Annotated in this window: 10 protein-coding genes; 5 read left to right on the top strand and 5 right to left on the bottom strand. The window is 54.9% G+C overall.

Going from position 1 to position 10,863, the window contains the following annotated elements; translation table 11 throughout:
* Positions 1 to 36 precede the first annotated feature (36 nt).
* Complete coding sequence (locus HKX44_RS19145; RefSeq protein WP_276152995.1) at positions 37 to 978, bottom strand: ABC transporter substrate-binding protein; 942 nt, start codon at positions 976 to 978, stop codon at positions 37 to 39.
* A 273-nt stretch (positions 979 to 1,251) separates the two neighbouring features.
* On the opposite strand from HKX44_RS19145, the gene HKX44_RS19140 reads away from it, so the two are divergent.
* From HKX44_RS19140 to HKX44_RS19125, 4 genes are read left to right on the top strand one after another with little or no spacing between them, the layout of a single operon-like run.
* Positions 1,252 to 2,502, top strand: coding sequence for a sarcosine oxidase subunit beta family protein (locus tag HKX44_RS19140; protein ID WP_276152994.1), 1,251 nt, complete (start codon positions 1,252 to 1,254; stop codon positions 2,500 to 2,502).
* A 10-nt stretch (positions 2,503 to 2,512) separates the two neighbouring features.
* Complete coding sequence (locus tag HKX44_RS19135) at positions 2,513 to 2,800, top strand: sarcosine oxidase subunit delta (RefSeq protein ID WP_276152993.1); 288 nt, start codon at positions 2,513 to 2,515, stop codon at positions 2,798 to 2,800.
* Entirely contained in the window at positions 2,797 to 5,733 is a 2,937-nt protein-coding gene (locus HKX44_RS19130) for a sarcosine oxidase subunit alpha family protein (RefSeq protein WP_276152992.1), read from the top strand. The genes HKX44_RS19135 and HKX44_RS19130 overlap by 4 nt, the downstream gene beginning before the upstream one ends.
* Complete coding sequence (locus HKX44_RS19125) at positions 5,726 to 6,319, top strand: sarcosine oxidase subunit gamma (RefSeq protein WP_276152991.1); 594 nt, start codon at positions 5,726 to 5,728, stop codon at positions 6,317 to 6,319. Before HKX44_RS19130 ends, HKX44_RS19125 begins: the two co-directional genes overlap by 8 nt.
* A 112-nt stretch (positions 6,320 to 6,431) precedes the next feature.
* Here the strand turns inward: HKX44_RS19125 and HKX44_RS19120 are convergent, their stop codons facing one another.
* On the bottom strand, positions 6,432 to 7,436 hold the full coding sequence (locus tag HKX44_RS19120; RefSeq protein WP_276152990.1) for a GlxA family transcriptional regulator: 1,005 nt from the start codon (positions 7,434 to 7,436) through the stop codon (positions 6,432 to 6,434).
* Between the two features lie 122 nt (positions 7,437 to 7,558).
* Between HKX44_RS19120 and HKX44_RS19115 the strand changes: the two genes are divergently transcribed.
* Complete coding sequence (locus HKX44_RS19115; protein WP_276152989.1) at positions 7,559 to 8,188, top strand: helix-turn-helix domain-containing protein; 630 nt, start codon at positions 7,559 to 7,561, stop codon at positions 8,186 to 8,188.
* A gap of 32 nt (positions 8,189 to 8,220) precedes the next feature.
* Here HKX44_RS19115 and HKX44_RS19110 read toward each other — a convergent pair whose 3' ends face one another.
* The 3 genes from HKX44_RS19110 to HKX44_RS19100 are packed head-to-tail and all read right to left on the bottom strand — an operon-like array spanning position 8,221 to position 10,859.
* Positions 8,221 to 9,288: a DUF3445 domain-containing protein gene (locus tag HKX44_RS19110; RefSeq protein WP_276152988.1), complete on the bottom strand. Its 1,068-nt coding sequence runs from the start codon at positions 9,286 to 9,288 to the stop codon at positions 8,221 to 8,223.
* 9 nt (positions 9,289 to 9,297) lie between these two features.
* Positions 9,298 to 10,260, bottom strand: coding sequence for a PDR/VanB family oxidoreductase (locus tag HKX44_RS19105; protein ID WP_276152987.1), 963 nt, complete (start codon positions 10,258 to 10,260; stop codon positions 9,298 to 9,300).
* The gene (locus tag HKX44_RS19100; RefSeq protein WP_276152986.1) at positions 10,257 to 10,859 is read right to left on the bottom strand and encodes a dimethylamine monooxygenase subunit DmmA family protein; all 603 of its coding nucleotides are present in this window, start codon (positions 10,857 to 10,859) and stop codon (positions 10,257 to 10,259) included. Before HKX44_RS19100 ends, HKX44_RS19105 begins: the two co-directional genes overlap by 4 nt.
* Positions 10,860 to 10,863 lie beyond the last annotated feature (4 nt).

The raw sequence follows: 10,863 nt of genomic DNA, 5'->3' as shown, positions 1-10,863 counted from the left end.
CGAACGGGGGTTGAGTGTCAAACGATCAGTTGAATCCTAGTTGATCCACGCTTCCCAAACGTCTTTATTGCCTTCCAACCATTGGGCCGCTGCGTCTTCGGGCTCCAGTTCGTCAATATCAACGAGCTTTGCCATTTGTGCGATTTGCGGGTTGGTAAAGCTGATCTTTTCCAGAACTGCATAAGCATCCGGCCACTTTGCTTCCATGCCATCCCAGGCCGCTTTTTTCAGGTAACCAGTTGCAGGGTTGCCGCAATCATAAAGCGCATCCGGGTTTGGCCCCACGGCTGGATCTTTGTCACAACCATCTTCCCAGGCAGGGAATTCGACAAATTCACCAGGCCAAACAGCCTCGGCGAAATTGGGGGTCCAGTTAAAGACCACAACGGGGCGCTTATCCGCTTCCGCCGCACCGATTTCGGCCCATAGCGCCGCCGCAGAGCCCGCATTTACCACAACAAAATCCATGTCGAGTGCGGCAACGCGCTCCTGACCATGCTTAAGCCAATCCACAGGACCATCAAGATAACGGCCCTTTTCGCCGGTCTCCGCCGTTGCAAAGATGGCCGCGCAATCGTTCAACGCTTCCCATGATGGCAGGCCGGGACAGGCGTCCTTGGTCCACATTGGATACCACCAGTCTTCGCGCGTGACGGCATTGTGGTCACCCACATCAACGATACCGCCTTTCTCCAATGCGGCACGGAAGGACGCGCCAAAGGCACCCTCCCAAACTTCAAGTTCCATGGTGACGTCACCCAGACGAATGGATTCATACACCGCTTGGCTGTCCGTGGTGACGTATTCAACGTTGTTGCCTTTTTCCTCCAGAATCTGGCCCACAACATTGGACATCACAATCTGGCTTGACCAGTTGTGGATCGGAATAACAATGGGGTCGCTGCTGTCTGCGGCAAATGCGGTCGTCGACATCAGCGCCAAGGCACCAGCTGTCAAAGCTTTGGTCATCTTAATCATTTGTAAACTCCCTAGTTGGTTGCGCCCAGTGCGGCGCATTGGACGCTTCGTCAGTCGCGAACCGCCGGAATGCAGAGCGATTCTATTGACCGCTTGCATGCATTCTCGAGCAGTTTGGCGTTATTTTCCCCTCAATCAAGTTTTTTTCTTACCAATGTGTAAGGGGGGCTCCAAGTTCCAGGTAGCATTGTCGTATCTGCAAAGAAATCTGTCCAAACTCGGACTGACAATTTTGTGCTTCTTCTTAGACTTAGGGCAAAGGGGATGTCTAAAATGCGCTACTCAGGACTGCGGGTTATCAAAGAGGCGTTAACTGGCCACAAAGGGTGGCAGCCAGCGTGGCGCGATCCCGAGCCGCAGGCGGCTTATGACATTGTGATCATCGGCGGAGGTGGGCACGGTCTGGCCACGGCCTATTACCTGGCCAAGGAGTTTGGCCAGAAACGTATTGCGGTTCTTGAAAAGGGCTGGATCGGTGGCGGGAATGTTGGACGTAATACCACGATCATCCGGTCAAACTACCTGCTTGATGGAAATGAACCCTTCTATGAATTTTCGCTTAAGCTGTGGGAAGGGCTAGAGCAGGACTTCAACTATAATGCCATGATAAGCCAGCGCGGCATTCTCAACCTGATCCATTCCGATGCTCAGCGTGATGCTTTTACGCGCCGAGGCAATGCCATGATCCTCAATGGTGCTGATGCCGAGATGCTGAGTACCGAACAGATCAAGGCGCGTTACCCTTTCCTGAACACCGACGACGCGCGTTTCCCTATCAAGGGCGGACTAGCGCAGCATCGCGGTGGCACCGTGCGTCACGATGCGGTTGCTTGGGGTTATGCGCGCGGTGCTGACAGTCACGGCGTTGATATCATCCAGAATTGCGAAGTGACCGGTTTCAGAATCGCAAACGGTAAATGCACCGGAGTGGAAACGACCCGCGGCTTTATTGGCGCGGGCAAGGTTGGGTGCGCGGTCGCGGGTTCCTCAAGCCGGCTGATGTCGCACGCGGGAATGCGGCTGCCAATGGAAAGCCATGTCTTGCAGGCGTTTGTTTCCGAAGGTCTCAAACCGGTGTTGCCCGGCGTCATCACCTTTGGCGCTGGCCATTTTTATTGCAGCCAGTCGGACAAGGGTGGGCTGGTGTTTGGCGGTGACATAGACGGCTATAACTCCTACGCGCAGCGCGGCAATCTGCCTGTCGTCGAAGATGTCTGTGAAGGGGGCATGGCAATTTTCCCGTCCTTCGGACGCGCCCGGCTGTTGCGGATGTGGGGCGGCATTATGGACATGTCCATGGACGGGTCACCCATCATTGATCGGACTGAAACCGAAGGGCTCTATTTTAACGGTGGCTGGTGTTATGGCGGGTTCAAGGCGACGCCGGCATCGGGCTATTGCTTTGCCCATCTACTGGCAAAAGACGCCCCCCACCCCACTGCAACAGCATATCGTTTTGACCGGTTCGAAAAGGGCAGGATGATTGATGAAAAAGGCATGGGCAACCAGCCCAATCTGCATTGAGGTGCGATAGATGATTATCAACCACCCCCTTCTTGGCCCCCGCGACAGTGCCGAATTCACCTATCTGGGCGATGCCCGTCTGATTGACCGACCCGACTGGCAATCACAGACCGCTGCCCGCGACTTTTACGAATATGGCTACCTGCGCGAAAATCCGGCTGGGTGGCACGAAGAATTGTGGTTTCATGAGGCCGGAGATCGTTCCTGGCTGGTGGTGACACGTAACACTGTGACCCATGAAATTTCCAAAGTTGAAATGGCCCGCGATGTGGCCCGTAAACGTGGGCGCAGCACATGACCCAGAAAAACAGACTTCAGGGCGGCCAGGTTGATACCACGACCACCTGTAAATTCAAATTCGACGGCAAGTCCTATACGGCTCATTCCGGCGATACTCTTGCTTCTGCCTTGTTGGCCAATGGCGTACGCCTCATGGGGCGTTCGTTCAAATACCACCGCCCGCGCGGGGTGCTGAGTGCTGGATCCGAGGAACCTAACGCACTGGTTGAGCTACGCAACGGCGCACGCCAAGAGCCCAACACCCGCGCCACGACAATCGAAATGTTCGACGGATTAAGTGCCAACAGTCAGAACAGGCTTGGGTCTTTGCGGTTTGACCTGCTGGCGATCAATGATCGGTTTTCAAATTTTCTGGCTGCCGGTTTTTATTACAAGACTTTCATGTGGCCAGCTGCCTTTTGGGAAAAGATTTACGAACCGATTATTCGCAAGGCCGCCGGTCTGGGCTCGCTTTCTCTACAGGATGATCCGGATGTCTATGACAAAGGTTTCTTGCACTGTGATCTGCTGATCATCGGCGCGGGGCCGGCGGGGCTGATGGCGGCTCTGACCGCTGGTCGGGCGGGGGCAAATGTTATTCTCGCGGATGAAGATTTCCGCATGGGTGGCCGGCTCAATAGCGAAACGTTTAGCATTGATGATGCGGCAGGGGCGGATTGGGCTGCGGCCACAGTTGCGGAACTTGCCAATCTTCCCAATGTGCGCCTGATGTCTCGCACCACTGTTATCGGTGCGTTTGACCACGGTATTTATGGCGCTGTTGAGCGCGTTAGTGACCATTTGCCAACCCCAGAGGTAGGCAAACCCCGACAGGTGTTATGGCGGATCTATACGAAACAAACTGTGCTTGCCGCCGGTGCAATTGAGCGGCCCATCGCATTCGAAAACAATGATCGTCCCGGTATAATGCTGGCTTCCAGCATCCGCAGCTATGCCAACCGGTTCGCTGTCGCGGCGGACCAGCGTGTCGCGGTATTCACCAATAACGATGACGGCCATCGCACGGCGGCAGACCTTCATGCAAAAGGCGTGAAAATCTCTGCTGTGGTGGACGTGCGCGCCGATGCACCGCGTAGTCACGATTACGAAGTTCTGCACGGCGAAGTCGTGAACACGAAGGGCCGCCTTGGGCTTGCGTTCGCCGAAGTGAAGCTGGCGGATGGCACCATGAGGGTGCTGGAATGTGGCGCGCTTGGCATGGCGGGGGGCTGGAACCCCAACGTTCATATGACCTGCCACCAACGCGGGCGCCCTGCGTGGAACGAAGACATTGCCGCCTTTGTTCCAGGCGGTGCCTTGCCTCCCGGCATGTCGGTGGCCGGAGCCGCCAATGGAGCATTTTCGACCTATGCCGCTCTGACGTCCGGGGCCGCCGCTGCCCAAAAGGCGCTTGGCCTCAAGGGGCGGCTTCCGGCAACGCCGCAGGCTGAAGATGCGCCCGTAAATCTCAAGCCGTTCTGGTATGTTGAGGGATGTTCCCGCGCTTGGTTGGATCTGCAAAACGATGTGACCGTCAAGGATGTGAAGTTGAGCCATCAGGAAGGTTTCCGTTCGGTTGAACACCTGAAGCGCTATACCACGCTTGGCATGGCCACTGATCAGGGCAAGACATCAAACATGGGTGGTCTTGCGATCATGGCCGAATTGGCGGGCAAGGCGATCCCTGAAGTTGGCACAACGATCTTTCGTCCCCCCTATACGCCCACAGCGATTGGCGTTTTGGCGGGGCGGCATCGCGGACAAGAGTTTCACCCCAAACGCCTGACCCCATCGCATCGTTGGGCCGAAGAACAAGGTGCGGTTTTTGTCGAGGTCGGCAATTGGCTGCGCGCGCAATGGTTCCCGCGTGCAGGCGAAACCCATTGGCGAGAAACCGTTGACCGCGAAGTCTTGGCGACCCGCAAATCTGTTGGTGTTTGCGATGTCACGACATTGGGCAAAGTGGATGTGCAGGGCGCTGACGCGGCGGACTTCCTGAACAAGATTTACTGCAACGGTTTTGCAAAACTCGCCGTCGGCAAGACACGTTATGGTCTGATGCTGCGCGAGGACGGGATTGCAATGGACGACGGCACCGCTGCACGATTGGCCGAAGATCATTTCGTAGTCACGACCACCACTGCAAATGCCCTGCCCGTCTACCGTCATATGGAATTCGTACGCCAATGCCTGTTTCCGGATATGGACGTACAGTTGATTTCCACGACCGAAGCATGGGCGCAATATGCCGTCGCCGGACCAAACAGCAGGAAACTGTTGGAAAAGATCGTCGACCAGGACATATCAAATGATGCCTTCCCGTTCATGGCCTGCGCCAATATCACCATTTGTGGTGGTTTGCGGGCGCGTCTGTTCCGTATCTCCTTTAGTGGGGAACTGGCCTATGAAATCGCGGTGCCCTCGGCGTACGGAGACGCGCTGATGCGTCGGATTATCGAAGTTGGTGCGGAATTTGATGTTACACCTTATGGCACAGAGGCGCTTGGTGTGATGCGTATCGAAAAAGGTCATGCCGCGGGGAATGAACTGAACGGGACCACAACAGCCCAGAACCTTGGTATGGGCCGGATGGTAAGCAAAAAGAAAGACAGTATCGGCTCAACCCTTTCCGAGAGAGAGGGGCTGAACGCTGAGGGTGACGTGCGACAGGTTGGCATCAGACCCGTGAATCCGGATGACCCGGTGCCGGCAGGCGCACATTTGATGAATGCCACAGGCCCGGTGGATGCTGGACACGATCAGGGCTATGCAACGTCTGCCTGTTTTTCACCCAACCTTGGCCATGCAATTGCGTTGGGTTTCCTTAAAGACGGTGCAAATCGAATGGGTGAAAAGATGCGCCTGGTAAGTCCGCTGACAGGTATTGATGTTCAGGTCGAAATTGTCAGCGCCCATTTTGTAGACCCAGAAGGGGAGCGGCTTCGTGCATGATCTCGTAAAACAAACGGCACTTGGTGGCACCGAGCCACGGGTCGACAAATACGATCACATCACCATTTCCGAAAATGACGGGTTGTCGCTGGCCTCTGTCGCCGCACGCCGGGGGAAAGAGGCCGACTGCCATAAACTCCTGAAAAAGCTGCTGGGTGCCGTGCCAGGACCGGGGCGTGCACAACTGCATGATCCTGAGGCGGGATTTTGGATGGGGCCGGAACAGTGGATGATCGGTGCCCCAAGTGAATCCCACGAGGATTTGGCCGAGAGGTTGAAAGGTCTATTGGGCGATGCCGCTTCGGTGACGGAGCAGACAGGTGCATGGGTTTGTTTTGATGTTATCGGGCCTGCTATGCAGGACATGTGCGAACGCCTGTGTTCTGTGCCCATTCGGCAGATGCAGGCCGGTGATGCGCAGCGCACTGTTATCCACCATCTGGGATGTTTTGTCATCCGCCGCACTGCTGCGGATCATATCCGTATTCTGGGGCCGCGTGCCTCGGCCGGCTCGCTGCATCATGCTCTGGTCGCAACGGCGCAGGCGCTGGACACAGGGTCCTATGGCTCCGACGCACCGGCCTGACAGATTTTGTGAAAGTTAGGGGCGAAGCTACAGGAATAGTGGCTCTACCTCAGATTGTCTTTGCGCAGATCGCGCCAGCGCGGCTAAATCAAAGAGTTGGCATGGCCTATGCCTAGGCCAACGGAACAATCGCGTTCTCTCTTACCCGGAACATATTGATCTTTTCACGGTCTTCGCGGGGATGGATGCCAAAGACTTCTTGGTAGTTTCGTATCATCGTGTGCGACGTCGCATATCCAACGGCAATCGCGATTTCTGACATGCTTTCCTTGGTATAGTGCAACAGTTGGCGTGCCTTGTGCATCCTGAGAGACCGATAATATCCCAGTGGCGTTGTGCCGGTGGTCTTATGAAACAGACGTTCGAGCTGGCGAACCGATACACCGATCTGTTCCGCCACATCAGCGATATTCACAGGATCTTCGATGTTCTGGCTAAATATCTCGACGGCTTGCCGGATCGGTTCGGGCAGCATGTCGTTGGTGCTTTGCGTCGTAAAGGTGGGCTTGCGTTGAACAACTCCCTGCCCGCGCATCATGGGATGTTGAAACCAACAGGCGACCTCGGTTGCGACATGGGCCCCCAAGGCGTCATCAACCAGCTGCAAGGCCAGTTCAAATGCAGCCGCCGCGCCAGAGGCGGTGACGCGGCCTCGGTCCATGATCATAACATCTTCTGTTGCGTCGAGATTTGGAAATTCTGATGCAAACGCAGCCTCGTAACACCAATGCACCGAGGTGACATATCCCGTTAGCAATCCTGCACGTGCCAGCGGGAACACACCTCCACTTATCGCTCCCACTGATACCCCGTGACGTGCGAACTTGCGCAACTTGCCATCCGATTGCGTGGGGTTTTCAAACTGCGAAGACGGCCCGCTAAGTAGAAACAACTGATCCAGATCGCCGCAATCATCCAGCGCTTGATCCGGTTCAAACCACACATGTGCGCTTGCCTCGATCCGCTGGCCATTTTCAGACACCAGTTTCCAGCCAAACGCATCCTTCCCTGCAACTTCATTCGCTGCACGCAATGGTTCGATCATTGACGTCAGGCAGGCCATCGGAAAACCGGGGAAGATCAGGAAACCAATTTCAATTTGTTTATCTGAGGGCATATTGTTATCTTAACAGGAAAAATCTGTGTTAGACCAGTATCAACACACGTCCAAAATGCGTAGTCGCGGTTGCGACATCTGGTCAATGGGCTATGTGCGGTGAAAATAAAAAGGATACGGCCATGTCTCCTAATAATCTTGACCAAGACCCGCATCGCCTACGTGAAAACCGAGAGAAAATCCTTGAGGTTGCCATTGGCCGCGAGGTTCGTGCCTTTCGGCGTCAACAGGAAATCACGGTTGCTGAACTGTCCGCCACAACCGGCTTGTCCATTGGTATGCTTTCCAAGATTGAAAACGGCAACACCTCTCCGTCGCTCACCACGTTGCAAACTCTTGCCAATGCGCTTTCTGTTCCGCTGACGTCCTTTTTTCGACGGTTTGAGGAAACACGCGACGCGGTGCATACCAAAGCAGGCGAAGGGGTTGAGATTGACCGTCAGGGCACCCGTGCCAACCATCAGTACAATTTGCTGGGGCATATTGGTGCAAACGCCAGCGGCGTGATTGTCGAACCATATCTGATCACGCTGTCTGACGAAGCGGATGTTTTTCCGGCCTTTCAACATGCGGGCATCGAAACCATCTATATGTTGGAAGGTGAAATTAACTACCGCCATGCGGATGATGTCTATCTGCTCCAGCCCGGTGATACATTGTTCTTTGATGCGGATGCACGGCACGGGCCTGAGGTATTGGTCAAGCTGCCCGCACGGTACCTCTCGATTATCAGCTACCCGCAGAACAGTTAATCTGGGCGGTCTACAGATAACCCAGCTTCCGGTTACCTGGTCAGCGGAGGTTCCGTGTCGAGTTCCGGCCAGATTCCCGGCGAAGTGGGCAACCCGTCATCAAAGTCTTTCAGATAGTCCAGCATCATAGGCCGGTTATCTATGAAACCTTTGTAAGTGGCCAGTTCCTCTGGAAGATCGCGGATGACCCGGTGCAGTCGGCGGCCCCATTTCGGCACCCCCATCAGATCCTGAAAGCTGCACAGGTAGCATCGGATCGGAAATACCAGAGCATTCGACCGCGGGAGGCGGAAAAACGTTTGTAGTTCCACGCGCAAATGTTGTTTTGCCCCGATGTTTTGCGGCGTCAGTTCGGTTTTCTGAATGCCCCATTTATGGTAGTTCTCTGGTGAGGTATCCAACAGCGGGTTCACTGTCATCGTCCAGTTCAAGCGCCGCGCCGGTGCCCCTTGCTGAATGTTCATCAAGAACTTTAAGGCGCGCACAAATATCCCTTTTTCATGGGCAAGAGGCACAGGTGCATGCCATTCGAAAAAGTTCATACCGATGTCGAAATCAAGTGACCAATCCGCCTGAGTTGTCACCATGCCGGCATCCATCCAAAGGTTATCATCGCGCTGATCAAGGACAGCAAAGTCGCCTTGCGCCTGACGGGTGATATACTCCATCGGGCCACATGGCAGCGTCGCCTCGTCCAGAAAGGTAAAGCTGTGATCAATGCCCAAAGGCTTGTTGATCCAACGCCATTTGTTCCCGTCGCGATGCAATTCAAACAGGTCTGGATAGTCCTCGGATTTGGACACCATGATAAGCTCAAGCAGGTCCCAGCCTGCCAAGGTCATATGCGGCAGGGACTGGCAGCGCAGAGGATCATCCGCCAACACCATGGCACGATCGCGCATTTCTGAAACATAGTGTTCATCCACATCAAAGCGCATTTCATATACAGAATCGACTGGCCCACCGCGATGTTGTTCCATGTTGACCGAATACATGTAGCTGTCTTCGTGAAAGGGAAATGGAAAGCGTTTGATCGCCCGTTCTGAGTTGTAGAACGAATAATCATCCCGAAAGCTCTCGTTGTTAAATTGGATCGTCATTTCCGCACCCTACCTGTCCAATACGAGGGTCTTGCCCTCAAATCTCGAAACGCAGGGCATGATCTTTTCGCCGCCTGCGTGTTCTGCGTCATCAAGCCAGTGATCGCGGTGAATGAAGTTCCCGGCATAGTCTATTACTCGGGTTTCGCATTGCCCGCAGGCACCGCCACGGCAAAGATACGGTGCATCGACATTTTCCCGTTCCATCGCTTCCAGCAGGCTTTCGTTTTCGCCCACTTCAATGGTTTTGTTGCTGATCGCCAATTTGACCTCAAAGGGTTTGCCGGGCTGTGGTGCCAGGAATTCCTCATAGTGAATAGCCTCGCGCGGCCAGCCTTCGGCAGCGGCGGTCTTGCGCACCCAGTCAATCATGCCTTTGGGACCGCAGACATAGACATGCGTGCCCAAAGGCTGGCCATCCAGAAGATTCACCAGATCAATGGTCTGCTTTTCGTCGTCATAATAGACGTGGGTTTCATTCGGATAATGATCCGTCAATTCATCCGCATAAGACCCAAGTGCGGCTGACCGACAGGCATAGTGCAACTCCCAATTGCCATTGAATCGTTGTAGCTGTTTGATTTGGGCTAGGAACGGTGTGATCCCGATACCCCCGGCAAGAAACAGGTGTTTCTTGGCCCGCAGATCCAGCGAAAACAGGTTCACCGGAAAAGAGATCACCATCTCGTCGCCGGCTTTGACCTGCTGGTGCATAAACAGCGACCCACCCCTGCCTTCGTCATCACGGCGTACGGAAATTGTGTAGGCGGTCTGATCCATCGGGTCCGACATCAACGAATAGGGATTCAACCGTGTAATGCCGCCGTCGTGCATTTCCACAACCGTATGTGCCCCGCCAGAGAATGTTGGCAACAGGCCTCCATCCGCCCGTTCAAAACGAAACCGTGTAACAAGTTCGTTTAATGGCACAACCTCGGTGACTTTGACGGTTATCTTTTCAGCCCCGCTCATTCGTAAATCCCCTTTTGCACTGGCACATTACCGGGGTCTTCGGCGTCGATGCAGACTCCCTGAAAGGCAGCAATCCGGCGCGAATAATGATCCCGCACGAACAGGTTCAATCCACAATGGGAGCAGACAAACGGATCGGTTTCCACGTCTTCTGTGATGCCCTTGCAATGCACGCATTGCATCCTGCGTGCGGTTGCGCCGCGGTGTTCTGTCTGGATCGCGGTGTGTGGTATGCCTGCAATAACAGCTTCGTTCATCGCCTGCCCCATCAGCCCCTCGGTACCTGCAAGATAGACCTGCAACCCCATCTTGGCGTCTGCCAGCGACCTGCGGATACGGGGCAGTGCCGCGCCGTAGGTCGGCCCCTGATAAAACTGGGCTGGGTTCAACGCCTTCAGCGCAGCCGCAAAATCAGTACCGCGTGTGATATAGACGATATGGGCCAGCTGCATCATGGATGGCGCACGCTGTGCAAGATCGAGGACAGCATTTGCGCCCTCGCCATCAACGATAAACATATGCGCCGCGCCGGCCTGTGGTTCGAGTGTGCCATAGACAGGGCGGCTCTTGATGCTAGGGGGAAAGGCGAACGTAGACATATCG

Source organism: Sulfitobacter sp. M05 (assembly GCF_029285175.1).
Lineage (GTDB): Bacteria > Pseudomonadota > Alphaproteobacteria > Rhodobacterales > Rhodobacteraceae > Sulfitobacter.
This window is presented reverse-complemented; position numbering and strand designations above follow the sequence as displayed.

Coding starts and splice junctions, on each gene's coding strand:
- HKX44_RS19130 (WP_276152992.1), top strand. CDS start 2,797: ATGACCCAGAAAAACAGACTTCAGGGCGGCCAGGTTGATACCACGACC.
- HKX44_RS19135 (WP_276152993.1), top strand. CDS start 2,513: ATGATTATCAACCACCCCCTTCTTGGCCCCCGCGACAGTGCCGAATTC.
- HKX44_RS19145 (WP_276152995.1), bottom strand. CDS start 978: ATGATTAAGATGACCAAAGCTTTGACAGCTGGTGCCTTGGCGCTGATG.
- HKX44_RS19110 (WP_276152988.1), bottom strand. CDS start 9,288: ATGACGATCCAATTTAACAACGAGAGCTTTCGGGATGATTATTCGTTC.
- HKX44_RS19120 (WP_276152990.1), bottom strand. CDS start 7,436: ATGCCCTCAGATAAACAAATTGAAATTGGTTTCCTGATCTTCCCCGGT.
- HKX44_RS19105 (WP_276152987.1), bottom strand. CDS start 10,260: ATGAGCGGGGCTGAAAAGATAACCGTCAAAGTCACCGAGGTTGTGCCA.
- HKX44_RS19140 (WP_276152994.1), top strand. CDS start 1,252: ATGCGCTACTCAGGACTGCGGGTTATCAAAGAGGCGTTAACTGGCCAC.
- HKX44_RS19115 (WP_276152989.1), top strand. CDS start 7,559: ATGTCTCCTAATAATCTTGACCAAGACCCGCATCGCCTACGTGAAAAC.
- HKX44_RS19100 (WP_276152986.1), bottom strand. CDS start 10,859: ATGTCTACGTTCGCCTTTCCCCCTAGCATCAAGAGCCGCCCTGTCTAT.